General features: G+C 63.4%; 14 protein-coding genes. 7 read left to right on the top strand and 7 right to left on the bottom strand.

The window, feature by feature from the left end:
• Positions 1 to 330: 330 nt before the first annotated feature.
• Positions 331 to 627 carry a helix-turn-helix transcriptional regulator gene (locus V1280_RS02085; RefSeq protein ID WP_334538122.1) on the top strand — a complete coding sequence of 99 codons (297 nt, stop codon included), beginning with the start codon at positions 331 to 333 and terminating at the stop codon, positions 625 to 627.
• Here the strand turns inward: V1280_RS02085 and V1280_RS02080 are convergent.
• On the bottom strand, positions 581 to 1,837 hold the full coding sequence (locus V1280_RS02080) for a tyrosine-type recombinase/integrase (RefSeq protein ID WP_334518518.1): 1,257 nt from the start codon (positions 1,835 to 1,837) through the stop codon (positions 581 to 583). The two genes, V1280_RS02085 and V1280_RS02080, sit on opposite strands and share 47 nt — an antisense overlap.
• Before the next feature lie 292 nt (positions 1,838 to 2,129).
• Positions 2,130 to 3,725, bottom strand: a complete 1,596-nt coding sequence (gene guaA, locus V1280_RS02075) for a glutamine-hydrolyzing GMP synthase (RefSeq protein ID WP_334518516.1) — start codon at positions 3,723 to 3,725, stop codon at positions 2,130 to 2,132.
• Between the two features lie 149 nt (positions 3,726 to 3,874).
• Between guaA and V1280_RS02070 the strand changes: the two genes are divergently transcribed.
• The 3 genes from V1280_RS02070 to V1280_RS02060 all read left to right on the top strand — a co-directional run bounded on the left by V1280_RS02070 (position 3,875) and on the right by V1280_RS02060 (position 5,224).
• The gene (locus tag V1280_RS02070) at positions 3,875 to 4,246 is read left to right on the top strand and encodes a nuclear transport factor 2 family protein (protein ID WP_334518514.1); all 372 of its coding nucleotides are present in this window, start codon (positions 3,875 to 3,877) and stop codon (positions 4,244 to 4,246) included.
• 182 nt (positions 4,247 to 4,428) lie between these two features.
• On the top strand, positions 4,429 to 4,761 hold the full coding sequence (locus V1280_RS02065) for a DHCW motif cupin fold protein (protein ID WP_334518512.1): 333 nt from the start codon (positions 4,429 to 4,431) through the stop codon (positions 4,759 to 4,761).
• Positions 4,762 to 5,014: 253 nt separating this feature from the next.
• Positions 5,015 to 5,224 carry a cold-shock protein gene (locus V1280_RS02060; RefSeq protein WP_148749473.1) on the top strand — a complete coding sequence of 70 codons (210 nt, stop codon included), beginning with the start codon at positions 5,015 to 5,017 and terminating at the stop codon, positions 5,222 to 5,224.
• 227 nt (positions 5,225 to 5,451) lie between these two features.
• Here the strand turns inward: V1280_RS02060 and V1280_RS02055 are convergent, their stop codons facing one another.
• Entirely contained in the window at positions 5,452 to 6,753 is a 1,302-nt protein-coding gene (locus tag V1280_RS02055) for an RsmB/NOP family class I SAM-dependent RNA methyltransferase (protein ID WP_334518506.1), read from the bottom strand.
• A gap of 93 nt (positions 6,754 to 6,846) precedes the next feature.
• On the bottom strand, positions 6,847 to 7,269 hold the full coding sequence (locus V1280_RS02050; protein WP_334518504.1) for an MAPEG family protein: 423 nt from the start codon (positions 7,267 to 7,269) through the stop codon (positions 6,847 to 6,849).
• 163 nt (positions 7,270 to 7,432) lie between these two features.
• Here V1280_RS02050 and V1280_RS02045 point away from each other — a divergent pair, with 163 nt between their 5' ends.
• Positions 7,433 to 8,050 carry an acriflavin resistance protein gene (locus V1280_RS02045; protein ID WP_334518502.1) on the top strand — a complete coding sequence of 206 codons (618 nt, stop codon included), beginning with the start codon at positions 7,433 to 7,435 and terminating at the stop codon, positions 8,048 to 8,050.
• A gap of 68 nt (positions 8,051 to 8,118) precedes the next feature.
• Positions 8,119 to 8,961, top strand: a complete 843-nt coding sequence (locus tag V1280_RS02040; protein WP_334518500.1) for a metallophosphoesterase family protein — start codon at positions 8,119 to 8,121, stop codon at positions 8,959 to 8,961.
• 16 nt (positions 8,962 to 8,977) lie between these two features.
• Here the strand turns inward: V1280_RS02040 and V1280_RS02035 are convergent, their stop codons facing one another.
• From V1280_RS02035 to guaB, 3 genes are all read right to left on the bottom strand, one after another.
• A complete protein-coding gene (locus V1280_RS02035; RefSeq protein ID WP_334518498.1) occupies positions 8,978 to 9,274 on the bottom strand; it encodes a hypothetical protein in 297 nt (98 codons plus the stop codon).
• 193 nt (positions 9,275 to 9,467) lie between these two features.
• The gene (locus tag V1280_RS02030) at positions 9,468 to 10,490 is read right to left on the bottom strand and encodes an NADP-dependent oxidoreductase (RefSeq protein ID WP_334518496.1); all 1,023 of its coding nucleotides are present in this window, start codon (positions 10,488 to 10,490) and stop codon (positions 9,468 to 9,470) included.
• A 219-nt stretch (positions 10,491 to 10,709) separates the two neighbouring features.
• Positions 10,710 to 12,203, bottom strand: coding sequence for an IMP dehydrogenase (gene guaB, locus V1280_RS02025; protein ID WP_148777772.1), 1,494 nt, complete (start codon positions 12,201 to 12,203; stop codon positions 10,710 to 10,712).
• A 363-nt stretch (positions 12,204 to 12,566) separates the two neighbouring features.
• Here guaB and V1280_RS02020 point away from each other — a divergent pair, with 363 nt between their 5' ends.
• On the top strand, positions 12,567 to 14,057 hold the full coding sequence (locus V1280_RS02020; protein ID WP_334518492.1) for an MFS transporter: 1,491 nt from the start codon (positions 12,567 to 12,569) through the stop codon (positions 14,055 to 14,057).
• Positions 14,058 to 14,336: the final 279 nt, after the last annotated feature.

Genomic DNA, 14,336 nt, shown 5'->3' with positions numbered 1-14,336 from the left:
TGCTTGGAAGGCGGATGGCATATTGTTGTGGCTGTCACTGCCGCTCGAATTGCCAACGTAGCTGTCGGATCTATGCGCGTGAACCTGCGTGGTCGGATCACTGAAGCAGTATCGGGGGTTCGCCAACGTCCGCTGACGCTTGCCCGCCTTATGAGTCGGCATGATGCTGTCCCTGGTCGGCACGCGAGCGAACCGATGCGCATCGCCTTCGTGTCCGACACTGCCAAATGCTTCTTTTTATACGACCCGTTGGCCAGCCGGTTGCCCGGCGGAGCTCGGAGCTCTAGTTGCACAACACCTATTGGTCTCAATCGCCTGCAGGACAGCAATATGGCACGTCGAGAGATAGCACCCATCAAGCGCACTATCCGGCGAGATCAGCTTCGCGAGATGGTCCCGCTTGCCGACAGCACGATCTATGAAATGGAGCAACGCGGTGAGTTTCCGAGGCGGTTTGCCCTATCGCCCCGATGTATCGTGTGGGACCTCACCGAGATCGAAGACTGGCTGGCTGCGCGCAGATCGGCGCCCCTTGCTCGGGCGCCGCATCCCGACGTGAGACAGCGTCGAAGCCGGCCGGTTAAAGGGCCGGGTCGGGCTGCAGGAGCGGCATTGAAGGCGGAATGAGGATCGGAATGTATTTCTGGCCACCAACCCATGCATCAACGATGTTGGACCATTCTTGCATCATATGACGACGCTGCACCTCGTATTCGGCCTTGTTGTAGACTCCCCTCGATGATCGTCCGTCCTCGTGCGCGAGGCACTTCTCGATCCAGTCGCTGTTGAATCCAAGTTCGTTGAGAAGAGTTGACGCGGTCCTTCGCAAGTCGTGAACCGTGAACGGCTCCAGCGGAAGTCCTTCCTTACGTGCCTGCTCAACGACCGAATATGTGACCCTGTTGAAGGTTGCCCGCGACATCGGGGCGTCGGCGTCATAGCGCGACGGCAGGACATACTTGGAATTTCCCGCGCAGGTCTTGAGCGCAATGAAGATGTCGAGCACCTGGCTCGAGAGATAGACGTTGTGCGCCTTCGAACGTTTCATGCGTTCCTTGGGAATCGTCCAAACCGCATTCTCGAAATCGACCTCATCCCATGTGGCATCGAGCAGTTCGCTTTTGCGCACCATCGTGAGCAGATAGAGACGCAGTCCCAGCCTGATGGTGGGCAATGTCGCGACGCGATCCAGTTGTTTGAGCATGATGCGGATTTCAGTCGGAGAAAGCGAACGGTCTCGCGGGACAAAGTTTGCGATCGACGCGGGTCCCACCTCGTCTGCAGGATTGGCGATCTTCTCGCCGTGCAAGATTGCATAACCGTAGATCTGCTTCACGATATCGCGCACGTGAATCGCCGTTGCAGGAGCCCCGCGCTCCACGATGGCGGCGCAATGGGCGCGAAGATCGTCCGGTGCGATCTCGTTCAGGAGGCGCTTGCGCCAGACGGGAAGCAACTCGCGTTCGAAGATCGATCGCCGCATCGCCCGCGTACTGTCGGCCATCGGAGCCGCAACGAGCCACTTCTCTCCGAGCTCACCGAAACTCCTGGCTTCAAGGAGGCGCCGTTTCTCGCGCTGCTTCTCGATAGCGGGGGACCGACCCTCGCCTACTGCGCGCTTTGCATCGATGCATTTCTCACGAGCGCGAGCGAGCGACAGACCCGTCGGGCCGTACTTCCCAAGAACTACCGTCTCGCGTCGACCATGCAGACGGTAGTCGAGCCTGAACGACAGCGTCCCGGCGGGCGAGACGACAACGTACATGCCGTCACGGTCGGTGACCTTGTACGATTTTTCCTTTGGTCTCAGTGCCTTAAGCGCAGCGTCTGTCAGCAAGGACTTCCCCTCCGGGCAAAATACCGTCAGCGATTTTTGAGCCGCGTTTGACCGGAGATTTCCTTGTTTTGCAGATACTTAGACAAAGAAAAATACCGTCAGATGCAGCATCGCGTGTGACGGTATTGATCAGGGTCGATAGTTTCAATGGACGGCGGCACCGTCAGGCGCCCCGTCTGTCCGGATTTATGCGTGCCGATAGTTCTCGAATGTCGATGACGAATTCGGTCGTAAAATCAGTCTGTTAATTCGCGCAATTGGATAGAATGGGATAGGCCCGGATGGGCCTGAATTATTCCCACTCAATCGTCCCAGGCGGCTTGCTCGTCACGTCGTACACCACCCGGTTCACGCCCTTCACCTCGTTGATGATGCGCGTGGCGGTCTCGCCCAGGAACTTCATGTCGAACTGGTAGAAGTCCGCGGTCATGCCGTCGGTCGAGGTGACGGCGCGCAGGCCCACGACGTAGTCGTAGGTGCGGCCGTCGCCCATGACGCCGACGGTCTTCACCGGGAGCAGCACGGCGAAGGCCTGCCAGATGTCGTCGTAGAGGCCGTGCTTGCGGATCTGGTCGATGTAGACGGCATCGGCCTTGCGCAAAATGTCGAGCTTGTCGCGCGTGATGTCGCCGGGGCAGCGGATGGCGAGGCCGGGGCCCGGGAACGGGTGGCGGCCGACGAAGATTTCGGGAAGGCCGAGCTCGCGGCCGAGCTTGCGCACCTCGTCCTTGAACAGCTCGCGCAGGGGCTCGACGAGCTTCATGTTCATGCGCTCGGGGAGACCGCCGACATTGTGGTGCGACTTGATGGTGACTGAAGGTCCGCCGGTGAAGGAGACGCTCTCGATCACGTCGGGGTAGAGCGTGCCCTGCGCCAGGAAGTCGGCGCCGCCGAGCTTCTTGGCTTCCTGCTCGAACACCTCGATGAAGAGGCGGCCGATGGTCTTACGCTTCTTTTCGGGATCGGTGACGCCTTCGAGCTCGCCCAAAAACTGTTTTGACGCGTCCACGTGCACGAGCGGGATGTTGTAGTGGTGGCGGAACAGGTCGACCACGGTCTTGGCTTCGTCGAGGCGCAGCATGCCGTGGTCGACGAACACGCAGGTCAGCTGGTCGCCGATGGCCTCGTGGATCAGCACGGCGGCGACGGCGGAATCGACGCCGCCGGAGAGGCCGCAGATCACCTTGCCCTTGCCGACCTGGGCGCGGATTTTTGCAATCTCCTCCTCGCGGAAGGCGCGCATGGTCCAGTCGCCGGTGAGGCCGGCGATCTTGCGCACGAAATTGCGGATGAGTTTTGCGCCGTCGGGCGTGTGCACCACTTCGGGGTGGAACATCAGGCCGTAATATTTGCGCGTCTCGTCCTGGATGATCGCGAACGGCGCATTCGGCGAGGTGCCGGCAACGGAAAAGCCCGGCGGCATCTTGGTGATGCGGTCGCCATGGCTCATCCAGACCTGGTTCTTGCCGCCCGGCGACCAGACGTCCTCGAACAGCTTGCTCGGCGCCTTCACCTCGACATCGGCGCGGCCGAACTCGCGGTGATGGCCGCCCTCGACGGTTCCGCCGAGCTGCTCTGCCATGGTCATCTGGCCGTAGCAGATGCCCATCACCGGCACGCCGGAGGCGAAAATCAGCTGCGGCGCGCGGGGGGAGCCGGCCTCATGCACCGACTCCGGGCCCCCGGAGAGAATCACCGCTTTCGGCTTCATCTCCAGAAAGGCCTGTTCGGCCTTGTTGAACGGGACGATCTCGCAATAGACGCCGTCCTCGCGCACGCGACGCGCAATCAGCTGCGTCACCTGGCTGCCGAAGTCGACGATGAGAATCTTGTCGTGCGCCGAGGCCACGGAGGGCGTCGACTGCGGGGCGTTCTGTGCTGCTGTCATGGCAAGCAAATACGCGATGAGCCCCCTGCCCGCAACCGCGCGAACTGCGCGCCCACATTCTTCTTTGGGCATGGACAAACGGATATATGTCAGTATTATTGACCTAATTTGCCCCACCCACCAAACAGGGGCCAATCAGGGAGAACGCCATGTCGAGATTTCACCAGCCATCACAGCTTGCCGCACTTGGCCGGACCTGGGTCGAGGCCTGGAATGCCCGCGATCTCGAGCGCGTGCTCACGCTTTACGACGAGGCGGCCGTGATGACGTCCGACCGCATCCCGGCGATGGGATTCGACGCCAGCGGCACTGTGCGCGGCAAGGACGCGTTGCGCGCGTATTGGGGCAAGGCGCTCGGGTTGATACCGGAGCTGCACTTTTCGCTGATCGACGTGTTCGTCAGCCCGGATAGCGTGGTGGTGTTTTACGAGAACGAGCGGGGCAAGCGGATTTGCGAGTATTTGCGGGTGAATGATGCGGGGCTGATCATGCAGGGATCGGCCAATCATCTGGTGCAGTGAGGGCGCCGCCCACCGCTGTCATTCCCCGCGAAAGCGGGGAATCCAGTACGCCGCGGCTTCTCCGCATTACGGCACGGCCTCTGGAATACTGGATCGCCCGCCTTCGCGGGCGATGACACCGAGACTGAGGCGAGCGCGTGCGATAACAACGGCACCGCCGGTGTTGAAACAGGACCCGCCCCATGAAGCTCCCCACCTCGCCCTTCACCGTCACCGACTGGAGCAAGGTCGAGGCCACCACACATCCCGGTGAGACCGGGCACGCGCTGTGGCGTACGCTGAACATCGGCGATCTCCGGGTGCGGATGGTGGAGTATTCTCCGGGTTATCTCGCCGATCATTGGTGCGACCGCGGCCACGTGCTCTACGTGCTCGCGGGCGAGCTCGACAGCGAGCTGCGCGACGGGCGCAAATTCAAGCTGACGGTGGGGATGAGCTACCAGGTTTCGGATTTTGGCGATTCCGCGCATCGCTCCTCGACGGCGACGGGCGCGACATTGTTCATTGTGGACTGACGGAACCCCGCTGTGTGCAGCGCAAAATAGCAAAGATCACCCGGCTCGCCACGAGCGCGTGGTGCCTTGAAGTTGCCCCAAAAAATCGCTAGATTGTGAAGATCGATCCTTGGCCGAACGACTGGGCCGCTCCGTCTCACTTCAATGGGCGAGCACGTTTCAGGTATTTCTCCAAAATCGACCAACCGGGATGATGGGCGCAGCAATGTGCATTTGTCCCCCTGAGTGCATCGTCAATTGAAAGGAAATGACTATGGCAATGGGCACCGTGAAGTGGTTCAACAACCAAAAGGGCTTTGGCTTCATCCAGCCGGATGACGGCCAGAAGGACGTCTTCGTTCACATCAGCGCCGTCGAGCGTGCTGGTCTGAGCACCCTCAATGAGGGCCAGAAGGTTTCCTTCGACATCGTTGCGGACCGCCGCAGCGGCAAGTCCTCGGCCGACAATCTCCGCGCCGGCTAGTTGACCGCGCAATTCGCGATCTGACCACGGACGTACCGGCAGATCGTAGGATTACAGAAGCCCCGCCACCGGGATCCGGTGGCGGGGTTTTTGTTTGGGAAGATGGTGCCACAGGCGCGGTGCGGTAGGGTGGGTTAGCCGAAGGCGTAACCCACCACTGGCTCAATCCGCGGAAACAGAAGTGGTGGGTTACGCCTCGCGGACTGCGCTGCGCGCCGCCCGCGAAGCTAACCCACCCTACGAAGAAGCGACACGAAGAATCCATCCGTGCCGGTGCGGCGCGGGGTCATCAGCCAGCCCTCGGGCGACTGCATCGCGGCTTGCGCGAATTCTTCGGCCTTGTCCCAGAGCACGCTCGCGGTCTGCTCCGGCGGCACCACCGCGAATTCCGGATGCTTCGCGACGAACGCCCTCACCTGCTCGCCGTTCTCTTCCGGCAAGACCGAGCAGGTGATGTACGCGATCCGGCCGCCCGCCTTCACCAGCGGCACGGCGCGCTCCAGCACCTCGGCCTGATCCTTGAGGCGGATCTCCAGCGCACCCGGCCGCATGCGCCATTTGGCGTCGGGGTTGCGGCGCCAGGTGCCGGTTCCCGTGCAGGGCGCGTCGAGGACGACGAGGTCGGCGGTCGCGCTGATATCGGCCAGCGGATCGGCCTCGCCCTTGGGCGTACGGACGTCGGCATTGTGAACGCCGGCGCGCGACAGCCGTTCGTGGATCGGCACGAGCTGGCGCTTGTCGCTGTCGGTTGCGATCAGCCGGCCCTTGCCCTGCATCATCGCGGCGAGCGCCAGCGTCTTGCCGCCGGCACCGGCACAGAGATCGATCACCTGCTCGCCCGGTTTTGCCGCGGTGAGAAGGGCCGCAAGCTGCGATCCTTCATCCTGCACTTCAACGGCTCCCTTGATGAAATCCTCTTCGGCCTGGATGCCGGGGTTGCGCGCATCGGCCGAAAGCGCGATGCGCAGGCCATTTGGCGACCATGGCGTCGGTTTCGCATGAAGATGAGCAAGCGCCTTCAGCACCTTGTCGCGATTGGATTTTAGCGTGTTGACGCGCAAATCGAGCGGCGCCCGGCTCGCCATCGCGATCGCCTCTGCCGCGCGGTCCTCGCCGAACACTTTGGCCAGATGGGAATCGAGCCACTCAGGGTAGTCGCCGGCGATCGCGGCGGGCGCATCCTTGAGCGAGCGCGAGGCGAGTGCGGCTTCCTCCGTCTCCGTCAGCGGCTCAGGTGCAAACCGGCTGCCGTCGAACATCGCGGCCATGGTCGCGGTGTCCATGCTCCGCTCGAGCCGGAGCATGCCGATCAGCCGGGCGCGCGCGGTGTCGGAATCCATGAGAAAGGCGCTCGAGGCGTAGCGGCGCAGCACATCCCAGACCAGGCCGGCGATGGCGGCGCGGTCACCGGAACCGGCATAGCGGTGCGCGGTGCCCCACTCCTTCAGCGCCTTGGCCGCAGGCACGCGGTCTTTCTCGATGGTGTCGATCAGTTCGATGGCTGCGGACAGCCGGGCAGCGGGAGTCATTTGAATCTTTCAGATCAGGATTCTTTGTTTTTGCGCATGATCTTGCCGGAAAACCGGTATCCACTTTTCCGGATCATGCGCGTGCATAAGCGCTCAGATCAGCAACAGGATTTTCAATGCGAAGTAGATCCACATCGCCAGCAGCACCAGCACGCCGGCGAGCCAGACCGACGAGCGGCGGCCGAGATCGTTCGAGGTCACGAACACGCCGGCATGGGCAAAGCGCGTCACCACGAACACCCAGGACATCAGCACGATGAAGACATCGGCATGGCGGAGCGGCAGCGCCAGCGCGATCAGGGCGTAGAACAGCACCGGCAACTCGAACTGGTTGCGGTAGCAATTGGCGATCTGGGTGGCGCCCTTCGGCCAGTTCGGCTCGCCGAGCGCAATGTCGCGGATCCTGGTCTCGCCCGAGACCAGCGCATTCCGGCGCCCGAACACCATGCCGAGCAGGAGCGCGAAGGTGAGACCCACCTGTACGAAGACAGGCAACAAGACCATTTGGACGGACATCGGAACTTTCCCGTAAGGCGGCGTGCCGCAGACCGTCATTAGCCGCGACTTCTGGCGCTGACAATCGACGAGTTGAACCGGCGTTCCCAATCAAGCGACCAACTGCCGATCATCAAAGCGATTTCGGCCCCTGGAGCCCGGCGAGACACGCCAAGAGAGCACCATGAACACCCTGTCCAGCCTTTGGACCGACTCCGCCGACGGCCAGCTTGGCATCTGGATGTCGGCGCTGGCCGGCGTTGCGGCGGCATTGGCGGTGGCGCTGGCAATGACCGTGTATTTCCGCCTGGGATACCGGACGTGGCGCGACGTTATCAGGCACGGCCTGGCCGTGCTCGCCGCGGCCGCCCTGCTCGCCTTCGTGGCCTACGACATGCGCCACGCCGCGCTCGCCTATCTCGGCCTCAACCCGTCCAGGCCCGCGGTCGAGTTCGAGATCCGCATGCCGCGCGAAACCCTCGCGGCTGTAACTGCCGACACCCAGATCGAATTGCACACCGACCGCAACCAAACCCTCGCTCTGGTCGACGGCGTCAGCGACCTCGCCAACGGACGCGCGCTGCTGCGCGGCGCAGTCGCGCTCAACCATCGCACCGCCGACCGGATTCTGGTCGTGAACCTGCCCGGCAAGGGCACCTTCGAATTCCGCCTCCGCCTGCCCGCCGAGCCGCATCGCACCGAGCAGTTCGGCCCCTGGCATCTTGCCGACCGCATCGCCTCGCCGCTGACAGGCAGCGTCGCGCCGCAGGACGCCTACACCATCCGCTATCGCGTGCTTTAAACTTTGTTTCATCGCAGCTTTTGCGCGCGCGTCATCGTTCCGACGTTTGGCGGGACGATACTTTGCGCATGTCCGAATTTCGCCTCACCCAGATTTCAGACACGCATCTCGGCCGGCGCTTTCCCGGCCTGATCGCGAACTTCCAGGCGGTCAGCGAGCATATCGACGCTGACAGGCCCGATCTCGTCATCAACACCGGCGATGTGTCCTTCGACGGGCCCACGAGCCGCGACGATGTGCAGTTCGCCAAGAGCCTGCACGACGCGCTGCCGGTCGACTGTCGCTATCTTCCGGGCAATCACGACATCGGCGACAACCCGACCGCGATCGGGCCTGCGCCAAAGCCGCCGATCGCGGAAGCACACCGCCAGCAATTCCGCGACATCATCGGCGAGGATCATTGGTCGTTCGAGGCCGCAGGCTGGCGCTTCATCGGCCTCAACTCGCTGGTGATGAATTCAGGGCTCGCCTTCGAGGCCGAGCAGTTCGACTGGCTCGCTTCTGAAATCGCGAAGGTCAATGGCAAGCCGGTCGCGCTGTTCCTGCACAAGCCGGTGTTTCTCCATTTGCCCGACGATCCCGAAACCCCGGAGACCTCGATCCGCTACGTGCCGCAGCCGGCGCGCGCGCGGTTGATCGAGATGTTTGCGCATGTCGATCTCCGCCTCATCGCGAGCGGTCACGTGCATCAGCGTCGCGACTTCACGTTCCGCCACACGCGGCACGTCTGGGCGCCCTCGGCCGGCTTCAAGATCAACGATTCACGCCAGGACCGGATCGCGATCAAGGAGACCGGCCTCGTCGAGTACCGCTTCGCCCCCGACAGCTTTGAAGTCCGCCACGTCCGCGCCGCCGGCCAGGTCGATATCGATATCGAAGAGCTGTTCGCCCAGATGGGCGGCGAGCACTAAGCGCGCGCTTCGTTTGTCAGGCGACGCTCTTGAGATCCTGCTGGATCGCGGTCAGCAACGATTGCAGCGCTTCGCTACTCACCGGCTGAGCGGCCGGATCATTCGCAGGCGCAACGCTTGTGGGCTGCGCCGCCTTGACCGGACGCTTCGGGAATGGCGGCGGCGCCGGCATCGCGGCTTGCGTGAACGCACCCGCGTCTTCGCTGTGCACGAACTTGCCATGGATGACGTCGTCGCGCCGGCCCATGACGAACATGGTCGCCCAATAGCCGGCGGCCAGAAGGATTACGCAGAAAATACCGATCTCTAACATCGCAACACCCTAAATATGCGCGATGATTCAATGCCTTCGCCCGAACGTCAATGAACCCTCGGTCACACATACGGGGTTTTGCGGGCAGGTGTTGCAAATCGGTGACTCTTTGTTAGCCAACGGTGCCAGGAGTGTGACACCGGCGCAACTGCCAGTCGCTCCAGCCCTTCAGGAGACGCTCCAGGCCCTGAAATTAAGCCTTATCCGGTCCGACCCGGACCAGCTGCTTGCCGAAATTGGCGCCCTTCAGCAGCCCCATGAAGGCGTCCGGGGCGCTCTCCAGCCCCTCGGTGACGAACTCCTTGTACTTCACCTTGCCGTCGCGGACCCAGCTGGACATATCGCGCAGGAAGTCGCCATGGCGCGAGGCGAAGTCGGCGACGATGAAGCCGCGGAAGGTCAGCCGCTTGGTCAACGTCGCGCGCATCAGGGATGACGCCCATTTCGGCGGCTTGGCCTCGGTGTCATTGTAATGCGCGATCAGGCCGCAGACCGGCACGCGCGCGAATGGATTGAGCTGCGGGAAGACCGCCTCGAACACGGCGCCGCCGACGTTCTCGAAGTAGACGTCGATGCCTTTCGGGCAGGCGTCCTTGAGCTTCGCGGCGAGATCAGGATCGCGGTGATCGATGCAGGCATCGAAACCGAGCACCTTCACCACGTAGTCGCACTTGTCCTTGCCGCCGGCGATGCCGACCGCGCGTGCGCCCTTGATCTTCGCGATCTGGCCGACCGCCGAGCCGACCGCGCCGGAGGCGCCGGCGACAACAACGGTCTCGCCGCCTTGCGGCTTGCCGATGTCGAGCAGGCCCGCATAGGCGGTCATTCCGGGCATGCCGAGCACGCCGACCGAGGTCGAGATCGGACCGAGCTTGGGATCGACCTTTGCGAGCCCCTTGCCGTCCGAGATCGCATGGGTCTGCCAGCCCGCGCGGGACAGCACGATGTCGCCCTTGGCGAAGTTCGGATTGTTGGAAGCCGCGACCTCGCACACCGTGCCGGCTTCCATCACGCCCCCGACCGGCACAGGTGCTGCGTAGGACGGACCATCGCTCATGCGCCCGCGCATATAGGGATCAAGCGACAGCCAGATCGTGCGCAACAGCACCTCACCGGCGCCAGGCGTCGGGACTGCAAATTCCTCCAGGCGAAAATCGGATGATTGGGGTTCGCCGACGGGACGTGCAGCGAGAACGATGCGCTTGCCTTGGGACATGGCTTCCTCCGTTTTGTCTTTCGACGCGGACGGAAGCGGAGGGAATGAAGCTCGTCAATATAAAAGCGCGTGCACCTCAACCACACGCGCCGTCATCGCCCGGCTTGACCGGGCGATCCAGTACTCCGAGACGGTTGTGATGAAATCGATAGGCCGCGGCGTACTGGATGCCCCGCCTTCGCGGGGCATGACGCCGTTGTTCGGGCACGAGCGAAGCGACTAGCCTCCGCCCGGATAATTCGGCGCCTCGCGCGTGATCGTCACGTCGTGGACGTGGCTTTCGCGCAAGCCCGCGCCGGTGATGCGGACGAAGTTCGCTTTCTCGTGCAGCTCCTTCATGTCCTTTGCGCCGACATAACCCATTGCGGCACGGAGGCCACCGGCGAGCTGGTGCATGACATTGCCGACCGGGCCTTTATAGGGCACCTGGCCCTCGATGCCCTCAGGCACGAGCTTGAGCGCGTCCTTGATGTCCTGCTGGAAGTAGCGATCCGCCGAGCCGCGCGCCATCGCGCCGACCGAGCCCATGCCGCGATAGGCCTTGTAGGAACGGCCCTGCCACAAGAACACTTCGCCGGGGGTCTCGTCGGTGCCGGCGAGCAGCGAGCCGACCATCGCGATGTCGGCGCCGGCGGCGAGCGCCTTGGCGAGATCGCCGGAGAATTTGATGCCGCCGTCGGCGATGACGGGGATGTCCGACTTCTTCGCCGCCTCGACCGCGTCCATGATCGCGGTGAGCTGGGGCACGCCGACACCGGCGACGATGCGCGTGGTGCAGATCGAGCCGGGGCCGATGCCGACCTTGATGCAGTCCGCGCCCGCATCGATCAGTGCCTGCGCGCCCTCTGATGTCGCGACGTTGCCGGCGACGACCTGCACGGAGTTGGAGAGACGCTTGATGCGGTTGACGGCGTGAAGCACGTGGCGGGAATGGCCGTGCGCGGTGTCGACGACGACGAGGTCGACGCCGGCATCGATCAGCCGCTCGGTGCGCTCGAAGCCGGTGTCACCGACGGTGGTGGCCGCGGCAACGCGCAGGCGCCCCTGCGCGTCCTTGCAGGCGAGCGGATGGGCGACCGCCTTCTCGATGTCCTTGACGGTAATCAGGCCGACGCAGCGATACTGCTCGTCGACGACGAGCAGCTTCTCGATGCGATGATGATGCAGCATCCGCTTGGCTTCGTCCTGGCTGACATTCTCGCGCACCGTGACGAGGTTCTCATGCGTCATCAGCTCGGAGACTTTTTGCCGGCGGTCGGTGGCAAAGCGCACGTCGCGGTTGGTGAGGATGCCGACCAATTTGCCCGGCGTGGACTTGCCGGCACCGGTCACGACGGGAATGCCGGAGATGCCGTGATCGCTCATCAGCTTGAGCGCGTCGTCGAGCGTGGCCTCGGGGCTGATGGTGAGCGGGTTCACCACCATGCCCGACTCGTAGCGCTTGACCTGCCGCACCTGGGCGGCCTGGCCTTCGGGATCGAAATTGCGGTGGATGACGCCGAGGCCGCCGGCCTGCGCCATGGCGATCGCCATGCGGGCCTCGGTGACGGTGTCCATGGCGGAGGCCATGATCGGGATGTTGAGCGGAATGGCGCGGGTGACGCGGGAGCGGATGTCGACTTCGCCCGGCATGACGTCAGACAGGCCCGGCTTCAACAGCACGTCGTCGAACGTAAAGGCTTCTCGGATGCCTTGAAGTTGCACCGTGGCCATCTGCCAACTCCTTCCTGCGGCAGTGCCGCAAATAAGTATGGATGAGCGCCGCCCTCGGCGTGCCTTGCGGCATCGCCGGAGAATCGGAGCCCATCGGTGGGGTTGACGCGGGTCGATAGCACGGCCGCGCGACGAATCAAAGTAAATCGGACCGCTGGCCAGCCATGCACAGGCTTTTTAGGTAAATTCAGTGGGGATCGCCCGGCCGCGGCCCACCACCGCCATTCCGGGCTCGCGCCAAGCGGCGCACCCCGGAATGACGAAGGATTTAGGTGCTATGCGTTGATCCGCAATGGTCCCGGCCGCGTGGCGGTGATAAGCCGCGGGTTCACCCATTCTTCTGATTTTCATTACGAATCCGTCATGGTCGACAAGCAACGCATCATTCCGCTGATCGTGGCCACTGCTCTCTTCATGGAGAACATGGACTCCACGGTGATCGCCACCTCGCTGCCGGCGATCGCGGCCGACATCGGCACGAGCCCGCTGACGCTGAAGCTCGCGATCACGTCCTACCTCCTGTCGCTCGCGGTGTTCATCCCGGCGAGCGGCTGGACCGCTGACAGGTTCGGCGCGCGCATGGTGTTCGCGATCGCCGTCGGCGTGTTCATGGTCGGCTCGGTCGGCTGCGCGCTCTCGACCTCGGTCACCGACTTCGTGTTCGCGCGCATCCTCCAGGGCATGGGTGGCGCGATGATGACGCCGGTCGGGCGCCTCGTGCTGCTGCGCTCGGTCGACAAGAGCGCGCTGGTCAACGCGATGGCCTGGGTGACGGTCCCTGCCCTGATCGGTCCGGTGATCGGCCCGCCGCTCGGCGGCTTCATCACCACCTACGCGACGTGGCACTGGATCTTCCTGATCAACATTCCGATCGGGTTGCTCGGCATCTTCATGGCGCTGAAGTTCATCGATCCGATCAAGAGCGACGAACGCGAGCCATTCGATCTCTACGGCATGGTGCTCGCTGGGCTCGGGCTTGCCGGCATCGCGTTCGGTCTCTCCGTAGCCGGCCTCAACCTGCTGCCCTGGAGCATCGTGGCAGCCCTGGTCGCGGGCGGCGCGATCTCGATGACACTCTACGTCATCCATGCCCGGCGGACGGGATCGCCGGTGCTGGACTTTTCGCTTCTGAACCTGCCGACGTTGCGCGCGGCCGTGCTCGGCGGTTTCCTGTTCCGGCTCGGCATCGGTGCCCTGCCCTTCCTGCTGCCGCTGTTGATGCAGATCGGCTTCGGGCTGTCGCCATTCCATTCCGGCCTCGTCACCTTCGGCTCCTCGCTCGGTGCGATGGGCATGAAGACGCTGGCCGCGCGGATCATCCGCACCTTCGGCTTCCGCAATCTGATGACGGTGAACGCCATCATCAGCGCATTTTTCCTCGGCGTCTGTGCGCTGTTCACGGTGACGACGCCGCTGCTGATCATCCTGGTGATCCTGGTGGTCGGCGGCTTCTTCCGCTCGCTCGAGTTCACCGCGATCAACACGGTGGCCTATGCCGAGGTCGAGAGCGCGCAGATGAGCCGCGCCACCACGCTCGTCAGCGTCAACCAGCAGCTTGCGGTCTCCGCCGGCGTTGCCGTCGGCGCAGCCTCGGTGGAAACCACGATGTGGCTGAGCCATGTCAGCGAGCTCAACGCCACCGTGTTCGCGCCCGCCTTCGTCGTGGTGGCGCTGACCTCGGCTTTGTCGAGCTGGTTCTTCTGGCAGATGCCGGATGATGCCGGTCACGAGATCTCCGGCCGCAAGGCGGTGGAGATCGCCAGCCGCAAGGGCGCAGCCAAAAGCGCGGCAACCGCCGCCGTCAAGGTGGCGACGGAAGACACGCAGGACATGCGGGATCAGCGGCTGGGGTGATCCTGCGCGATCCGGTGGAACGTCCCCCCAGACGACATCGTGCCCCTCGATCGCCGCAGGGTTATGATAATCCTGCAAGAGCTATGATGTGGACAGGGGTCGCGCCCGGCGCGGCTAAATTGCGACAAATTGCGTTGCCGTCGTCGCACGATATCATATCGAACATAGACCGCATCAAACTGTCGTATTTTGCGTGATAGAGAGGGCCCTCTCGAACGGTGGGGATATTGCGCGTGATACGACGCGCAGGACGTGATGAAGCAGGTCTTCCCGGAATAT

The sequence above is a fragment of the Bradyrhizobium sp. AZCC 2230 genome, assembly GCF_036924495.1.
GTDB classification, from domain to species: domain Bacteria; phylum Pseudomonadota; class Alphaproteobacteria; order Rhizobiales; family Xanthobacteraceae; genus Bradyrhizobium; species Bradyrhizobium rifense.
Note: the sequence above shows the minus strand (reverse complement) of the source record. Positions and strands in the feature narration are given on the sequence as shown.